Below are 16,868 nucleotides of genomic sequence, written 5' to 3'. Positions count from 1 at the left end.
GTTAGTAGTAGCCAGACAATTAATACCCAGACAAGACGAATGTTGTAATCCCCGAGGCAAGTTTTGAATTCATCTCTTACAGATCAAAAAGTTATTCGAGCCAACTTTCAGTTGAACTTTGCCCATTCGGCAACAGCTCAGCAGAAAGATGCTCCGTTTGATTTGGATGTGGATGTGACGCTTCCCGGTTCAGGCATCACTGCAATTTTTGGTCATTCAGGTTCTGGTAAAACCACATTACTTCGTTGTATTGCCGGACTTGAGCAACCCTCTCAAGGGCTGTTGACGGTCAATGGTGATCTCTGGCAAAACGGCCAGACCTTTCTACCAACGCATAAGCGCCCATTGGCCTATGTGTTTCAGGAGAGCAGTTTATTCCCTCACTTAACGGCCAAGGGTAATCTCAACTACGCCATCAAGCGTTCAAAACAGCCGCTCTCTCAAGACTTTTATGATCGAGTCATTAACACCATGGGCATTGAGTCGATTTTATCCCGCTACCCTGCCCAACTCTCAGGCGGTGAGCGTCAACGTGTAGCGATCGCTCGTGCTCTGCTCATCCAACCTCAATTACTCTTGATGGATGAGCCGCTTGCGTCTTTAGATCTGGCCCGAAAACAAGAAATTCTTCCCTATCTTGAGCGTTTAAAAACACACTTTGATTTACCTATCTTATACGTCAGTCATTCAATGGATGAGGTAGCCCGTTTGGCCGATCACGCGGTAACACTCAACGAAGGTCGGGTGATTGCTCAAGGTAATCTCACCGAGGTGTTTTCTCGCATCGATTTACCGATAAGCTATGGCGATGACACGGGCGTAGTGATCAAAGGACGGATCGTGGAACGGGATGAGCAATGGCAGCTCAATAAGGTGGAGTTTGATGGTGGCGCTGTCTGGGTATGCGATGGTGGTGAAGCAATTGATCAACAAGTACGAATTCGAGTTCTCGCGAAAGACGTCAGCCTGGCCCTATCATCACATGACGACATGAGTATTCTCAATCGAATCCAGGTGTGCATTGAAGAGATCCATCCCTGCAATGGCAGCTCAATGTCACTGGTTCGATTAAAAGCGGGGGATTCATTTCTTATTGCCCGCCTCACCAATAAATCATTGCATCATTTGAACCTAACTCAAGGTTCAAGTGCCTGGGCCCAAATCAAATCGGTGGCTATCGTTCACTAACGATTTAATCCAGACAGTACAAATTCAATTCGGCCTTATCTTTTCGCCCCACTTCCTTCTTCCAAGAAAGAAAATATAACCACCTACATACAATTTTGTCCGGCAGAGAACAAAAGACGGCCGCTACAGGCAGGCTCTCATTTGCTACCAGAGATATGCTAAATCCTTCAATCCCTCTCCAAATAACAAATAAATGGAGGTTTCAGCGTGAAACTTAAACTTTTTCTATTGGCTCTGATCGCCGTTGTTGGAACAGCGGCTTTTTACGTGATTAAGGGGCCTAACCTTCAAAAGAAGAACCCGGATGCGGGGTTAACCATGCAGGAAATTAAGATCCGTGATGAAGCAGCACAGGAAAACTGGGCCTATTCATTAGGGGTACAAGCGTATGTGTATGGTCTACCGTTAAAAATCACTGAACGCGAACGTCGCCTTCGTCTCAACGAACGCAAATTGAATTTTGTAATGGAGCGCGAGATTTGCCCATGTGCGCCAATCAATCAATTTGGTCATATGAAAAAATTAGCCACAGCTGACGATAGCCTGCCCTACACACCAAATAATGACACCGTCTACAGTGGTGCTCTGATAGAGCTCAGAGACGAGCCGCTCGTGGTCACATTACCAGACGTGATGGATCGCTATTGGAGTGCTCAGATTGCCGACTCTTACCTTGAAAATGTTACCTATCTCGGTTCTCGCGCTACAGGCGGAAAAGGCGGAAACTTCTTATTTGTTGGCCCGGACTGGCATGGAAAAGTGCCGGAAGGCATGACGCTGATCCGCATCCCGACCTACAGCGGTGTCATTGCACTGAGATACGGCATCGAAAAAGATGCACCCAACGAGATGCAAAAGATTTATGACATCCAAAAACAAGTTGCAACAACCAACCTGAGCTTTTGGGATCAGAAAGACGGCTTTGGCAAAATCAAGCCAATCCACATGGAACGTAAAGACTACGATGGAGACCTGGCGTTCTTCGAACAGATGGCAGATTTGCTCAATGAATACCCACCAAGAGATCATCTGAAAGCCTCCGTTGGCATGTTCCAAAGTATCGGTATCGAACTCGGTAAACCCTTCAATCAAGACTTGCTGCATCCCGCTACCATTCGAGGTTTAAAGCGTGCCCTGGCTGATATGACCGACATTATGACCTGGAAAGTGAAATATCGTGGCACTGCGTTTCCAACAGGTTGGAACAACTTACATCAAGGCACTTATGGTTATCACTTCATCAACCGCGCCGAAGGTGCACTCGAAGGGCTATTAGTACACAACCGTGAAGAAGGCGTGTACTTCAGCACCTATGAGGACAGAGATGCGAATCTGCTGGATGGCAGTGAACGCTACGTGCTTCATTTCGAAAAGGATCAAATTCCACAGCTTCAGGATAAGGGCTTCTGGTCACTGACCATGTATGGTACGAACTTCCAGCTGGTAGGTAATGAGATTAACCGTTACTCCATAGGGGATCGCAACAAAGACCTTCAGTACAACGATGATGGCTCGTTAACCATCTATATTCAGGCCACAGAACCGGAAGGAAAAACCAGTAACTGGTTACCATCGCCACCTGATGGGTTATTCCGAATCAACTACCGTATCTACTTGCCGAATGAAAAAACACGCAACCCGGATACCCTGCTGCAATTCATTCCAGGCATCAAGAAAGTGTCTTACAATGAAGGCATCTAATGAGAAACAACCGTTAAGAGATACCCAGTAAAACCTACTACACCGCCTGTCCTAAGGAACCTCTGAATAGGTCAGGCGGTGCCTTATCATTAAATTAAGACGCAGTTAAATTAAGAAACCTTTAAATTTAGAAGTCGTTAAATTAAGAGCAATTGAATTAAGACATCCGCGTTGACATCGTTTTACTCTGTCTCAGCAATAACTCAGTAAAGTCGTCTCGTGAAATGGCCATACTGAAGAAAAAACCTTGATATACATCGCACTCGTAATCAGAGATGAAAGACAGCGCTTCTTGTGTTTCTACGCCCTCTGCGATGACCATCAAACCCAACGCATGAGCCAACTGGATTACAGCACTGGTAATGGCTGCGTTCTCTTTGCTTTTTTCAATATCGATGAGAAACGACTTGTCCACCTTGAGGTGATCTATAGGAAATCGTTTCAAGTACAACAATGAAGAATAGCCAGTACCAAAATCATCAATGCCGATTTTCACCCCCAGCCGATGTATCTCACCTAAAATAGCCTCGGCTTGCCGGACATCTTCCACCAACATACTTTCAGTAATTTCTAAAATTAAGCATTCGGGATTAATACCTGTCACTTCTAACGTCAGGGAAACCGCATCCAGAATTCGGCAATTTACAAACTGACGCGCCGACAGGTTAACAGAGACACTGGTATTGGGAGGTAATAATCCTTTCGATTGCCAATCAACAAACTGTGTGCAGGCTTGAAGTAATACCCATTCACCGACCTCAACGATCAGTCCGGTATCTTCAAGCAGCGGGATAAAAATGTCAGGAGAAACATTGCCCACCTTGGGATGGAACCATCGAAGTAACGCTTCCATCCCCCATATTTCTCCCGTTTTTGTGTTCACTTGAGGCTGAAAATAAAGATCCAGCTCTCGTTTCTCCAAAGCACGATGCAAACTGGTTTCCAGCATCGCCTGCACTTTTACAAACGCATTAATTTCTTCACTGTAAAACTGATAGTTATTCCGCCCTTTTTCCTTGGCCTGATACATCGCAATGTCGGCTTGTTTAATATACGTCATGGGTTCGAAGACGCCCCCTTCACACATAGCTATGCCGACACTGGCAGTAATAAAAACCTCTTCATCTAGCAACTGAATGGGCTTCGAACATTTTTGACAGATTTTTTCTGCAATTCGCCGAACATCACCGCAGCTCTTTACGCCCTCCAGTAAGACAACGAATTCATCTCCTCCAAATCTGGCAACAGAATCCTGTTTACGTACACATTGATTCAGTCTGTTCGCAACCTCACTGAGAATGATATCGCCCGTATCGTGACCGAAATTATCATTCACGACTTTAAAACGATCCAAATCCAAAAACAGTACGGCGGACAGCTGGTTATTTCTTTCAACCCTGAACAAGGCTTGCTGTAAGTGCATCTCAAACAAGGTCCGGTTTGCTAACTTGGTCAACACATCATAGTGGGCCAGAAACTCAAGCTTTTCTTCCGTGCGTTTTCGTTCAATGGAATAACGAATAGATCGCCATATCAAATCCGAATCAGAACACCCTTTCACCAAGTAGTCTTGTGCACCCTTATTCATTGCCTTTAATGCCAGCGAGACATCATCACAGCCTGTTAGCACGATAATGGCTCTATTAGGATACATAGAAACCAAATGTTCCAAAGCTTCCAGGCCACTGGATTCAAGTAACGCCAAATCCAGCAAAATGACATCAAAATGCTGATTACTTAACTCATTTTGTGCCTCATCCAGCGTGCAAACATGCGTCAGGGTAAATAAGTCGGAACTCTCATCTTTGAGATAATCGGCAACCAGTCGTGTGTCCCCCAGATTGTCTTCAACCTGCAGAATGGCCAGGGGTTCACTAGAGAGCATCAATGTCTCGATCTGCATAATCAAACCTGAATATTAGGTAGGACAGTTTTCATTTGTCGTTATCAGAACCAATCCGTTAATAAGTCATATAACACGACTCGATCCTTGATTTAATACACACTAAATTAAACCTAGTTCAGTGACCCGATATAACTACCCGCACATTTACCTGTGCTCGCAAGACATTACCTACAGAGGCCGTAAGAGATTCTCTCCGTAATATGACAGAGAACCAACAATGAGTTATAACCGATTGAATAGTCAGGTTTTATTGAGGTAAAAAAATGCAGCGACGAATGCCGCTGCAAAATAGGAAAGTAAGTAAGGAAACGCTTGAAACTTCGCTAAAGTTTGCCCCCCATGCGTCTAAGGGCTGATGGTTTGAAATTGGATTGTTTCTCCTTGCCACCAAACTTGAAGTCATCTTCGACTTCATTACTCAGGCCATTGACCAAATAACGTCCCGACATCAGGTCATAAACCGCTTCTGCCGTATACCAAGGTACGATTTGATTCGTTGATTCGTTATTGAAGTTGAAGTGATAGGCTTCAGACAGACGCCAGAGCTCATCGCGTTGATCATAGTGATCAGCCACCGAGATTTGCCAGGTATCTTCGTCAATAAAGAAAGTCCGCTTATTGTAGATGTGTCGGCTGCCTTCTTTCAGTGTGCCTTCTACGACCCAAACACGATGCAGCTCGTAACGAACGAAATCACTGTTGATATGGCTCGGTTTAATGATCTCGTCATACTTGAGCGACTTATCATGAAGCTGATAGTTGTTGTAAGGAATATACAGCTCTTTCTTGCCAAGGAGTTTCCAGTCATATCGATCTGGAGCGCCATTGTACATGTCCATATTGTCAGACGTTGCCTGCCCTTCGCCGTTGTTTTGAGGCGAATCATAAGCCACTTGTGGTGCCCGACGAACACGGCGCTGACCTGCGTTATAGATCCAGGCTTTACGAGGTTCTTTCACCTGATCCATCGTTTCATGAACCAGGGTGATAGAACCTGCATTACGAGCCGGAGCCAGTGTCTTACCGACAAAATAATAGAGAATATTATCTTCGGCAGAGCCATCTTCTAAATGGCTGTTAAACGCTATTTTTTGCCAAATTTCAGAGGCTACAAAGTCGCCATTGGTTTGAGGCGCCATCCGGTGAATCACACGTTCAACAAGACCACCACGATATCGGGTGAAATGATTCCACAACACCTCTTTGGCATCCGTCGGAACAGGAAATGGCACCCCCTGAATATAATCACCCACCAGCCCAGTACCTTCTGGATTCAGGCTGATCGTTGTCGCGTTCTTTCGCGTCGCGTCATAAATATCCGTCGGGTAGCCAGAAGAACGTCGGGATGGATACACCTTCATCTTGAACGTCGGGTACTTAGTCAACATCGCGATCTGGCCTGGTGACAAGAACTCACGATAAGTGTCCAGGTTAGACTGGTCGATGGTGAACAACACCGCATCGTCCTTGAATGGATTACCGGGTCCGTTACTTGTTTGCTGATGAATGCCACCATCCGATACAGGTTCCCAAACCGGAATCGTGCCTTCCGAATTCCCTGCTTTCTCAGCCCCGATGGGCGTTAACTCTTGCCCAAGTTTTGCGGCATCACCTTCTGACACCGAAGCCATCCCATGACTCGAAAATAACAGGCAGGACAATGCGCCCATTCGAATAGCAGACGACACATTAAATATCTTATTCATAAACAACCTTTAGAATTTTGCACTCACTGTCATAGAAACAAAGTCACGATCTTTCTGGGTATTAAAATCACCGCCGTAATAGTTGGTGTAACTCACACCGGCGCCGTAGGTTCCCAGATAATCAAAGTTCACCATTGCCGTGACAGCTTGCCGACCTTCCACGAATTGAGGGCCAGGCGCATAGGAATACCCTTTTACGTCATGACGGAATGCCAGGCCCGGGCTGACGTTTACACCGTAAAAAACATTGTTGTAATCCAGCATTGATTTTAAGCGGTAGCCATAGGACCACTCGGTGGTAAAGCCATTCAGGCTGCAATAACTTTTCTCAATGTCCGGGTTCTTACAGGCCACGGCAATCCCTTCAATCCCTGAGCCATAAACCGCTGAGCGCCCATATTTGATCTCTTTCTCGTCTTCCAGATCACCCACATGAATCACTCCCAGCTCACCGATCACCGTCATCTTGCTTGCGCCAAGAAGATCATTAAGAGTGTGAATTAAGGTGGTTTGGAACTGTGTCACCGGTTTTTCACGATAACCATCAACGCGCTGATCGTACAAACCGGCATTACGAGCCAGAATTGGCCCACTCCCCGGTTGGGTAATGTCTAAATCAAACAGCTCTCCAACAATAGGAGAGGCAACATCAAGGAAGCCGGTGGCGTATAAAAAGTCCTGACCATTAATGGCAATTGGCATGTCCGGGCGATAACTCAACTCACCGGCAATGGACATTCCAAACGGCCCACTGGTGTTGAAGCTCACCCCATATAAGCGAATGTTTTCCGGGAACATGGCTCTGTATTCAGGGCCTTTCACCATAGGAATGCTGGCATCGCCATAGGCAGGGTTATTGGATACTCCGTTCAGGAAGAAACCATTCCCCGGACGATCATCATAGTCAGCGGTTTGTGCAGAGACATAAGGTAAACGGCTGTGGTAGTTGATCATGTACAGGCCGAACTCGGTGTCATTCAACCACTCCGCAAAGTAGTTCAAGGCAACACCCCATTGCCCACTGTCCGATGGTTCATCATCAGACAAGCGCGGTAACACCATGTTGGCCGAATCAGGTAGCGCAGGATTTACCAACGACATATTTTCCTGCTGTTCTTCGGTTAAACCGGATACCGCATACAAAGGGCCACACCCCGGCTGAATGGAATCAGAGGTTGCGAAGAAGGTTCCACACCCGGGCAACACAGTGCCTTGCCATTCCAATTGGTAGAAAGCTGAAGCAGAGATATTGTCAGTTAATCCCATCGACAAACTGACCATATTGACGGGCAGCAAGGCTTCTTTGATCTCCACACCCGGTCGGGTAATCGCGTTAACATCCACCGGGTTAATGACATTGATGCCGCCCTGAATGAAAGTACTTTCCCCCCAGCTCAGTACTTGTCGGCCAACACGAACGTCCAGAGGTCGCTCCGCAATTTCAAATTCTCCCCAGACATAGGCATCCATCAATTCGATTCCCGAGAACTTGGCCAAGTCATCAAAGCCCGAATCATCAAATTCTTTAAAATGCCCCTCTCCGTTTTCTAATGCATCGTCGTACCAATATTTAACGCCGACTACCGTACCAAAGTTTTGATAATTCAAACTCAGCTCACTGGTGCCCTTGAAGATGCGCGAAATCACATCACCTTTTTCAAAGTTTTGTCGACCGTCATTGCCATTAATGCCGGCAGCCGATCCACCGTAGGCAGTCGGTGTGAGCTTCTTATCCGGCTCCTCGGTACTGTAGCTCACGCCAAAGGACAAGGAAGTATTGAGTTGACCACTGACTTCACCATCCGCCAATTCAAAGCTCATGGCATGTGTCATCGCGGGCAATGCTACGGTACTTATCGCTGCCGCCAGAAGCGATCGTCTCATACCATGACAACTGGAGTATTTCATACTGACAATCTCTCATTGGTTCATTATTGTTATCCCTGAAATGTCCTGCCAGCTGGAGGATTCTTAAATACACAAGCTGCGACACTTCATTTAGAATGATTAAGATAACCATTAGAAAAATGAACGTCTGGCCTTCAATGGCCAACTTTTTATCCCTAGTAGACACGATCAGCTAAATCCCGGAAGTATTGAAATCCATGCAGAATGAAGCCTCTACTCATACAACTCTAGCCACCTGGGCGCTGGCCGTCGAACGAGCGCTCCAGACCGAAGGGGCTGATACGGTAGAGATTTTCAAGAAGGCAAACATAGATCGAAATACGTTGCTGGAAACCGATGCAAGAATACCTGTTAGCACCATGTGGCAACTGTGGCGTGCAGCGGTAGAAATCACTGGAAACGATGCCATTGGCATCCGGGTCGCAGAAACCTTATTCCCGACCCACCTCAATGCCCTGATGTTTGCCATGCAGGCCAGCGAAACCATTCAGGACTGCATTGAACGCCTTTCTCGATACGCAAAGGTGGTTTCCACCATTGGCTCCATTGATGTGGATTATGCCGAAGATGTGGTGTGCATCAGAATGATCTCCAGTATTGAACCTGATCGCCCTTATCAGCCCATCGATGCACTGTTGGCCGTCGTAGTGAAAGTCATTCGCGACATCCTGGAACCGGTTGACCAGAACCGTATTCTGACGATTCGTCTGTGCCGCCCAACACCGGAGAAACTGGAGACCTTCCAACGATTTTTTAAATGCCCTATAGAATTTTCAGCTAGCGCCAATGAAATCATTTTGGACAAGGAAATTCTGACCGCTCGCCTGGCCAGTGCCAACTCGGAAATGGCTCGGGTTAACGATGAACTATTGAATGATTACCTCAAACGCTTAAACAACGAAAGTACAAGCCTCAAGGTACGAAAACAAATTTTGAAACTCATGGGCAGTGAGCATTTGAATCAGGAGTTCATTGCCAGCCGTTTGAATATGAGTGTCCGTAATCTTCATCGAAAGCTCTCCGATGAAGGCCAAAACTTTAAAGAGTTGTTAGACAGCACACGAAAAGAACTAGCCCTCCGTTATCTCAAAATGAGCAACATCAGCATTGGTGAACTGACCTTCTCGCTTGGCTTTGTTGATCAGAGCAGTTTTAGCCGCGCATTTAAGCGCTGGACCGGAAAAACGCCAAGCCAATTCAGGAAACAACCGACAGAAAAATAAGGTATTTTCGCCAACCGTTTATCGACTTTTGCTCGAGAGCCAAACTTACGCATAACTTTGAAAGATATCCCCGAAGCAACAAAACATATTTTATTTATTTATCAATAAGTTAAAGAGCTTGAAGTTTGAGATAGACGGTCAGAATGTTTACTTTTAATACCGAATCTGTTCATAACCAATTATTCTAGGTAAGCGTCTATGAGCCTCTTATTATTAGAGCGGACCTCTAGAAATCAGAGGCAATCAACGTAGGATAAAACCCCCAAAAGAGGTAAGTGTTATGTCTTATCTTACTCTCATTCAGCGACGACTCATCCAGCTACTCTGCCTACTCATAATTTCATTACCTATGTCTGCCCTTGCAGGTAAACCCACGGACGAAAACGGTATCTATCTAGGTAATGGATTTCCCAGTGGGCCGCATTTTAATTTGATCATTCACGGGAAAAAATTGAGCTTCAATTGTCCAGATCCGCAGTTTTACTACTTGGTTGTAGAAGACAATAACGGAGACGGTGATGCGGGAGCTATGGTCAAATCCTGTGATGATGGTGACGTATGTGCACTGACTAATGAGCAATATTACGGCAACGTTATATTCCTCCCAAGAGATGGTCGCAACGTCCAGATTCAGTTTGAATCCGGCAGGAAAGGACCGAAATCCAATCCTGACGCTACGACTCTGGAAGTCACCGACTGGTGTACAAAACCCTTTGACAGCGATGCCGCCAATGTACGGCTTCCTAAAGACCCGGATGGCTATGCGGTATATGCCCGAGTGACCGGAAAACCCACCGAAGGCAGTTTCTCCATCTTTGGCCGCAGCTTCACGCTGGTAGAGACCGAAGACGATAACGGAAACATCAGTGACCTACTCTTTTTGGGCGTTGTCACAGAAACCGGTGTCTTTGTGGGTGTAGAGCTTGAACCTGTCACCGCCACTGGCGGCAAGGGCAAAAACAAGGCAACCGAAATCACCTCGATCTTCGAATTTACCGGTCAAGTGTGCTACACCAGCGAAACAGATCCGGCCTGTGATGAAGGCGGCTGTTTTAGTCAGACCTATTGCTGCCCACCGGATGGTTCAGAAGCGTGTCAGATTGTGCCTGAAGGAGAAGACCCTGCACTATTCTGCCCAACCTTAGGAGATGGAACCTGGGAAGCAACCGAGTTTTTCTGTCATGAATATGAAGATGATTGGATATTCAACATCGCTGACTTTGTGAATGTGCTGTTTGATGTCAAAAACGACGATACCTATAACATTCAAATCCGCTTCTATCCATTACCGCTTCAATAGAAATAACAAGCACTGAAATAGCTCGTCCTCAACATTCATTTGTTGGGGACGATTAGGTTTGCCAAAAATAAGGAAAATCAGACGCATCCGATACCGATTAAATCGGCCGCACAGGAATACACACTTCAATAATGTGCTTCTTTTCCGGGTGGAGCTTGGCATCATTCAGATAGCGTTCGAAACACGGCCGATCATCCGGCTGAAAACCACTATCAGGTAACCATTCGCGATACATGAAATCCCAGGCGGCTTCGAACTCATCATCAGACACCTCAAATTCAGCCACCGCATATTGGCCAGCCTTAATCTCAGACACCGTAATATCCCCGCTACTTTTCGTACTCTCAGGAACAGAAATACAGGCATCTGCTGCAAATTTCTGGAAATCCGTCAGCGTCAAATCATCACGAAACACGGTGTAAAACCGGGTTCCAGGACAAGACACCACACTTCTGGCCGCGCCCCAGGTCATTAACTTATTAAACAGGTTGGCCCAAATCTGGGTTTCACCCTTGAATGGACCAATATGACGGATATAGGCAATTGGGGTGGCAGGCAGGTGTTTAACCTCTACTCGAACATCATTTCGATGCGTCATTTGAATTCTCCAACTGGGTAAGTTTGTTGAAGAATCAATATACAAGTGCGGTACAGCCTGAGCTTTCCAGAGGTTGCTTACCGCTTCACGCTCATTGCTGTCCACTTTACGATTTTTGCTCTTCTCATTTCGGCCTTCTAAATAGCCCAATACTCCCTGCGCTCGCCAACGGGTAGCACTGACACCAAAGTGCTCTTTAAATCGCCGGGCAAACGCTGCGGCACTGGAGAAACCGTGATCCAAAGCGATATCGCCAATCGCCTGATCAGGCTGATATATCAAGGCTTTTGCGGCCCGTTCCAAGCGGATTCGGGAAAGGTACTCATAGACATTTTCACCGACAACGCCTTTAAACACCCGATGAAAATGAAACTTTGAAAAACAGGCTCTTTCAGCCAACTCATCAAGACTTACATCTCTCTTGTAGTGTTGGGATAAGTAATCCAATGCATTATTAATGCGTTGTATATACCGAGAGTTAGTTGCTATTACGCTGATAGAGTCGGCTGTTTGAGGCATTCCTTTGCTCCTGATCCCTTATTCGTTCCTATATTAATTCTCTGCATTGAACCTAACCGGCCCTCAATGCATCCCAGGCGCCATTGGCAAACACCTCTCTGAACTCAGTTAACGGAACAGCGTTCCGCCCAGCCAAGTAATGGCGTGCGTAGTCATGCACGGGGCCAGAAATAAATGAGCCATAAAGTTCAATCGGTAAGTCTTTGAGAAGACCCGCTTCCACAAGCGGTGCTTTAAATTCAATCAGCTTTCGGTAGAAGGAAGTTGTGTCATTTTTAAGAACATCTCCCCCTTTCCCCTGACTGACAATACGACGATGTTGAAATACAAAGCGCGCCCAATCCGGGTTTTTAGAGATCCAATCCACATTGGCATACACCATCACTTTGATGGCTTGTTCTGCTTTTTCCAAAAGAGGTAACTCTTTGGACTCCAAATCCGAAAGATACGTTAATGCAAGTGTACCGAAGTCCTTCATGCCTTCAATAAACACAGCACTGGCAATGGCCTCTTTGTTGCCAAAATGGTGATACAAACTGCCTACACTTGTGCCCGTTGCATCACGCAGCATTTCAATGGTGGTTCCAGACACCCCATGCTCAACAAAACAGACCAAGGATTTCTCAATGATTTGGCGTTTCTTTGCCTCCGTTTTCGAGTGAGGCTTTACTTGTTGTGTTGTCATCCGATCTTCCAAATAGCTTAGCGAACGCATACTACCACATGGCTTCAAAATATTTTAGAATCACTTTCTAGAATATAATTCTAGAATAATACTCTAATTTAGATCATACTCGACGCACTTACAAACTTGCTAAGGAATCCCTTGCTCATGAATACGAAGAAAATCTACGACCAGTTAACTCAACTTCCTTTTGGGCATTATCTCTTCAGTAAAGCCGTCTGTTTTGCAGCCCCCTATTTCTCATCCATCAACCCCAGAGTTCAAAAACTGGAAGCAGGCCGCTGCATTATTACGATGAAAAAACGCAGACGCGTCACTAACCATCTCAACACAGTCCATGCTATTGCGATGTGCAACATGGCTGAATTAGCCGGTGGAATGATGACGGACGCCTCGATTCCCAAGGGTGCTCGCTGGATTCCAGCCGGGATGGAAGTGAAATATAAGAAGAAGGCTAAAACCGATTTAACCGCAGTTGCAGACGGCTCTAATATCGATTGGAGTAAAGAAGGTACGATTCGCGTTCCTGTCTCAATTCTGGATACTCAGGGTAATGAGGTGTTTTCGGCGGACATTGATATGAACGTGAAGCACGCGTAAGTTTTGTAGACGTTTAAATTCAAATCTACGAGACAAGGTATGTCATGAATGACTGGTCGACCTAAAGAATTATCTTTTAGGTTCTCAGTCATTCACGTTGTAAATAACCGGGGCTTGCCCCTTCCAGGATTGCCAAAGATTTTCATCCGTCACCAGCGACACCATAAAATCCGCGACATTAATTCTGCTGGTTTTACCCGGATCAAATATCGCGCTGCGTATGGGTGAAGGGTGAAGTTCATAACCCGAGACCCGATGCTCATCAATTAACCCATCCGGTCTGACAACGACCCACTCAATATTCGGGTTGTCCTGGCCTACCTGCTTTCGAAGAAAGTTTGCCGCTGCTTCATTATCCGCATGCGGAGGCAGAAGTAGCCTTAGAAGAGTAACTATCGCTTTCTGTGCTATAGAAATCTGCTCATTCAAATCCGTGTTGCGACATCCCGTGGAATTCATCAACACAAACTTACGAACGCCATTGGGTTCCAGAGTCTGAATCTCACGACAGACACGTTCAACACTGTCTTTCACCAAGCGCCGAGGCTCACCGTACATGCCTTGCCAGCTGACGTTATGGCCTAAACAGCTGATCACAGAGGTTGCTTCTTTCACTAAATAGCCAATCTCAGAGGTATTTAATTCGGTGACACTCACCTCAACCACATGCAGTAAGGCATGAGACAATAGCTCTACAGGTAAGGAATCTTTTGATCGAACGACTGCAATAACACTGATATCTTTTTGCAGTAACGCTTCGACAACTAAACGTCCGGTCTGTCCATTGGCTCCTAATACTAACGTTGTCATTGCTATCCCTATCTCCTTGACGAGGACTTAAGGAACCTCTGAACAAGTCCGCTCTAGCTCAGCGGGCGCTAGAAGCCTTGTCAGCCCGAAAACGCTAGAACAAGGCGAGCTTCGTAGAGAATGTCTAGACCTTCAGTCCGAGACCTTTTCAAGAAGTTCAACACATAACGTGGTTACCAGTTATAACGTTTTTAAAGCACCGCCCTTCGGGGCCTTAAGAGAAATGCCTCTTTTTTGTTGCGGCTTTTTGACGTAACCCTTCGGGTCGAACCCGTTATGCCTTCAAAACCGCGCCTCAAATAGCCATTTCTCTTATAGGCCTGAGCAGAGAGGGACTTATTCAGAGGTTCCTTAGATCTGGTTACTTATTTAAAGATTGAGTGTAACCCATGAATTAAGGAGAAAATGTAACAACTTGAAACGGCACAACTTCATTAATTGCGCGAAGAAAAGCTATAATCCTGTGGCCTGGGAACCAAAAGGTATCGAATCAGACTATGTAATCTACTGATTAAATTTGTAATCAATTTTATGTCTGGTCTTGAATGGGAAAATGTCGGAAAGACAACGGAAGATCCTGCAACAGATAATGGAAATCATGGACGATATTATTAACACAGTGCAAGACGCACAAACTCACAGAAACGTAACGACCTCCAAGAAGCGGCTCGTCACCCCGTCTCTGTTTTCAGTGCCCTTTCCTTTTCTCACACGATTTCTATTTATCACGTCATTGCTCATCTCCTCTTTTAGTTGGTCAAATGGCTGGTCCAATAACTGTACATCGCTTAGCGTCGCCGGTTCTGATCAGTGGATACCGTTTGCCTATGCAGATAGCCAAAAGCCCGACCACCCAATTGGGATTGCGTTTGATGTGGTTCGTCTGCTTACGGAAGATTTAGGTCTGGAGCTCACTTTTCAGGCCCGCCAGCCCTGGAAACGCATTGAACAGAAAATGAATACCGGCCACGTGGACATTTTGGCAGGCAACTACTGGAACGAAGAAAGAGCTCAGAAGTGGGCAATAACAGATGCTATTTCAAAAGACGAGGTTCGGGTATTCGTGCATCGTCAAAACGAATTCCCGTTTCATGAACTCAAAGACCTTAAAGACCGTCATGGTCTGATTCCCAGCGGCGTGAGCTTTGGTCAGGCATTTGATCATTACAAAAGCTTGCTGAATATTAAGGAAGTCAAAACCCACTCACAAATGATGGCCATGCTGAGTCTGCAACGTACGGATTACATCGTCCTACCCTATTTCAACACACAACGAAAAATTCATGCTCTGGGTTATCAAGATAAAATCGTAGCACTCCCAACACCTTTGGACGTCAATAATGTCCATCTGTCCCTGTCGAAACAGTCGCCATGCTACTCCACCGAGTTGCTTCAACGATTTAATGAATCAATCCGGCGCTTGAAACAGGCGGGGTCGATACAAAAGATTGAAGCAAACTATCTCAATTCCTCCGCCGAAGCCAAGATCCCGCTAGAAAGCTAAAGCCGATTCTATTTACTCTATTCCTTTACGCCGGGTTCAGTCTCAACGCCCTTGGTGATTGGCCGGCAAGCGCTTTTATGGCTCTTGAAAACGAACTGAGCTCGGTGTACCCCATGAGCAGTGCGATCTCATGAATACTCGCCTCAGACGCCTCCAACAACCGGGTCGTTTCTTTGAGAATCACTTGCTCTTGTATGCCTCTAAAGCCGGTTCCGGTTTGACTCAGCTTTCGCTGCAATGTTCTGACGGATAATTCCAGTGCAGAAGCCACCGCTTGTATATCAGCACGGGCATACCCCAGATCAGCCACGGCTTCTGCGACACTGGCATGAAGTTGTTCGACATCCAGTAAACGAGATAACCGATCTTCCGCCAATGCTTTATTGATGCGATAGAGGGTTTGATCAGCACCGGTAACCGATTCATTCAAAAACGAACTCGATAGTTCAATGCTGGCAAACACGCTGCTATCAAAGGAATGTGGTTGACTGCTGCTCGAAGAAATCTGATTTCCAGGAGGAGGATCACTATAAAGAACAGGACATCGATAAAAATCTTCATACAGCCTAATATCGTCACGTTCCGGCCCCGGAATACGAACACACTGTAATTCGATATCTTCGCTAATAAACAAACGTAACGCCTTAACAAACCCGGCCATCACAGAATCGACCTGAGAATAATGCAGCGGCACATGTGAGGGTGCAGGCTGGTATCGGGCCTGGATTATACCTTTAGACATTACCTGCCTGAACTGGCCACTTTGCGACAATAATTGCTGATAACGCATAGCATTTTGGACCGCTTCTAATCTCGAAGGGCTGTGACTCAACACCGGAGCCAATACGTTGAAGGCACGAATCGACAACTGACTTCCTACTTTGAAGCCAATAGATCGATCCTGACTTGCACGAAACGCATTATGCCAGAGGGTTCGGGCAACGCCGACTTCAATCCAACTGCTGGTTTGTGGGCTGTCTGTCCGTAAACCAGGTAAGTCCGAGGTTAGTTCATCAATGTCTAACCCCAGACAAGACAGTACCTGGAGGGTTTCTTTTAGCCAATAGGAGTAAACGGTTTTATGCTGCTTCATAGCCAATCATTATCAATAACTGCCAGAAATAAAAATACAGTATGGCAGCAACTGATAAATTAATGACAGAAAGTGCAAACGATTTTCATCCCCGCATCTCAGATACTGAATTCAACAGACGCACTCA

13 protein-coding genes are annotated in these 16,868 nt (G+C 46.0%); 6 read left to right on the top strand and 7 right to left on the bottom strand.

The window, feature by feature from the left end; translation table 11 throughout:
• The first annotated feature begins 63 nt into the window (after positions 1 to 63).
• Positions 64 to 1,188, top strand: coding sequence for a molybdenum ABC transporter ATP-binding protein (gene modC / locus QQL66_RS04640; RefSeq protein ID WP_284379312.1), 1,125 nt, complete (start codon positions 64 to 66; stop codon positions 1,186 to 1,188).
• Between the two features lie 207 nt (positions 1,189 to 1,395).
• Positions 1,396 to 2,889, top strand: a complete 1,494-nt coding sequence (locus tag QQL66_RS04635; RefSeq protein WP_284379308.1) for a DUF1254 domain-containing protein — start codon at positions 1,396 to 1,398, stop codon at positions 2,887 to 2,889.
• 157 nt (positions 2,890 to 3,046) lie between these two features.
• Here QQL66_RS04635 and QQL66_RS04630 read toward each other — a convergent pair whose 3' ends face one another.
• The 3 genes from QQL66_RS04630 to QQL66_RS04620 all read right to left on the bottom strand — a co-directional run bounded on the left by QQL66_RS04630 (position 3,047) and on the right by QQL66_RS04620 (position 8,409).
• On the bottom strand, positions 3,047 to 4,792 hold the full coding sequence (locus QQL66_RS04630; RefSeq protein ID WP_284379306.1) for an EAL domain-containing protein: 1,746 nt from the start codon (positions 4,790 to 4,792) through the stop codon (positions 3,047 to 3,049).
• A gap of 326 nt (positions 4,793 to 5,118) precedes the next feature.
• Complete coding sequence (locus tag QQL66_RS04625) at positions 5,119 to 6,501, bottom strand: DUF1329 domain-containing protein (protein ID WP_284379304.1); 1,383 nt, start codon at positions 6,499 to 6,501, stop codon at positions 5,119 to 5,121.
• 9 nt (positions 6,502 to 6,510) lie between these two features.
• Positions 6,511 to 8,409, bottom strand: coding sequence for a DUF1302 domain-containing protein (locus tag QQL66_RS04620; protein ID WP_284379302.1), 1,899 nt, complete (start codon positions 8,407 to 8,409; stop codon positions 6,511 to 6,513).
• 197 nt (positions 8,410 to 8,606) lie between these two features.
• On the opposite strand from QQL66_RS04620, the gene QQL66_RS04615 reads away from it, so the two are divergent.
• Both QQL66_RS04615 and QQL66_RS04610 read left to right on the top strand, forming a co-directional pair.
• Positions 8,607 to 9,632 (top strand): AraC family transcriptional regulator, encoded by a 1,026-nt coding sequence (locus QQL66_RS04615; protein ID WP_284379300.1) that lies wholly within the window; start codon positions 8,607 to 8,609, stop codon positions 9,630 to 9,632.
• 280 nt (positions 9,633 to 9,912) lie between these two features.
• Positions 9,913 to 10,932: a hypothetical protein gene (locus QQL66_RS04610; RefSeq protein ID WP_284379298.1), complete on the top strand. Its 1,020-nt coding sequence runs from the start codon at positions 9,913 to 9,915 to the stop codon at positions 10,930 to 10,932.
• A gap of 97 nt (positions 10,933 to 11,029) precedes the next feature.
• On the opposite strand, the gene QQL66_RS04605 is transcribed toward QQL66_RS04610, so the two are convergent.
• Together QQL66_RS04605 and QQL66_RS04600 are read right to left on the bottom strand one after the other, a co-directional pair.
• Positions 11,030 to 12,049 (bottom strand): AraC family transcriptional regulator, encoded by a 1,020-nt coding sequence (locus QQL66_RS04605; RefSeq protein ID WP_284379297.1) that lies wholly within the window; start codon positions 12,047 to 12,049, stop codon positions 11,030 to 11,032.
• 52 nt (positions 12,050 to 12,101) lie between these two features.
• Complete coding sequence (locus tag QQL66_RS04600) at positions 12,102 to 12,764, bottom strand: TetR/AcrR family transcriptional regulator (protein ID WP_284379294.1); 663 nt, start codon at positions 12,762 to 12,764, stop codon at positions 12,102 to 12,104.
• Positions 12,765 to 12,881: 117 nt separating this feature from the next.
• On the opposite strand from QQL66_RS04600, the gene QQL66_RS04595 reads away from it, so the two are divergent.
• Positions 12,882 to 13,334, top strand: coding sequence for a hotdog fold domain-containing protein (locus QQL66_RS04595; protein ID WP_284379292.1), 453 nt, complete (start codon positions 12,882 to 12,884; stop codon positions 13,332 to 13,334).
• 84 nt (positions 13,335 to 13,418) lie between these two features.
• Here QQL66_RS04595 and QQL66_RS04590 read toward each other — a convergent pair whose 3' ends face one another.
• The gene (locus tag QQL66_RS04590; RefSeq protein ID WP_284379290.1) at positions 13,419 to 14,144 is read right to left on the bottom strand and encodes an NAD(P)-dependent oxidoreductase; all 726 of its coding nucleotides are present in this window, start codon (positions 14,142 to 14,144) and stop codon (positions 13,419 to 13,421) included.
• A gap of 598 nt (positions 14,145 to 14,742) precedes the next feature.
• Between QQL66_RS04590 and QQL66_RS04585 the strand changes: the two genes are divergently transcribed.
• On the top strand, positions 14,743 to 15,648 hold the full coding sequence (locus tag QQL66_RS04585; RefSeq protein WP_284379288.1) for a substrate-binding periplasmic protein: 906 nt from the start codon (positions 14,743 to 14,745) through the stop codon (positions 15,646 to 15,648).
• Between the two features lie 25 nt (positions 15,649 to 15,673).
• Here QQL66_RS04585 and QQL66_RS04580 read toward each other — a convergent pair whose 3' ends face one another.
• Positions 15,674 to 16,741 (bottom strand): AraC family transcriptional regulator, encoded by a 1,068-nt coding sequence (locus QQL66_RS04580; protein WP_284379286.1) that lies wholly within the window; start codon positions 16,739 to 16,741, stop codon positions 15,674 to 15,676.
• Positions 16,742 to 16,868 lie beyond the last annotated feature (127 nt).

The sequence above is a fragment of the Litoribrevibacter albus genome (assembly GCF_030159995.1).
In the GTDB taxonomy this organism is placed as follows: domain Bacteria; phylum Pseudomonadota; class Gammaproteobacteria; order Pseudomonadales; family Litoribrevibacteraceae; genus Litoribrevibacter; species Litoribrevibacter albus.
Note: the sequence above shows the minus strand (reverse complement) of the source record. Positions and strands in the feature narration are given on the sequence as shown.

Coding starts and splice junctions, on each gene's coding strand:
- QQL66_RS04630 (WP_284379306.1), bottom strand. CDS start 4,792: ATGCAGATCGAGACATTGATGCTCTCTAGTGAACCCCTGGCCATTCTG.
- QQL66_RS04625 (WP_284379304.1), bottom strand. CDS start 6,501: ATGAATAAGATATTTAATGTGTCGTCTGCTATTCGAATGGGCGCATTG.
- QQL66_RS04620 (WP_284379302.1), bottom strand. CDS start 8,409: ATGAAATACTCCAGTTGTCATGGTATGAGACGATCGCTTCTGGCGGCA.
- QQL66_RS04615 (WP_284379300.1), top strand. CDS start 8,607: ATGCAGAATGAAGCCTCTACTCATACAACTCTAGCCACCTGGGCGCTG.
- QQL66_RS04610 (WP_284379298.1), top strand. CDS start 9,913: ATGTCTTATCTTACTCTCATTCAGCGACGACTCATCCAGCTACTCTGC.
- QQL66_RS04605 (WP_284379297.1), bottom strand. CDS start 12,049: ATGCCTCAAACAGCCGACTCTATCAGCGTAATAGCAACTAACTCTCGG.
- QQL66_RS04600 (WP_284379294.1), bottom strand. CDS start 12,764: ATGCGTTCGCTAAGCTATTTGGAAGATCGGATGACAACACAACAAGTA.
- QQL66_RS04595 (WP_284379292.1), top strand. CDS start 12,882: ATGAATACGAAGAAAATCTACGACCAGTTAACTCAACTTCCTTTTGGG.
- QQL66_RS04590 (WP_284379290.1), bottom strand. CDS start 14,144: ATGACAACGTTAGTATTAGGAGCCAATGGACAGACCGGACGTTTAGTT.
- QQL66_RS04585 (WP_284379288.1), top strand. CDS start 14,743: ATGGACGATATTATTAACACAGTGCAAGACGCACAAACTCACAGAAAC.
- QQL66_RS04580 (WP_284379286.1), bottom strand. CDS start 16,741: ATGAAGCAGCATAAAACCGTTTACTCCTATTGGCTAAAAGAAACCCTC.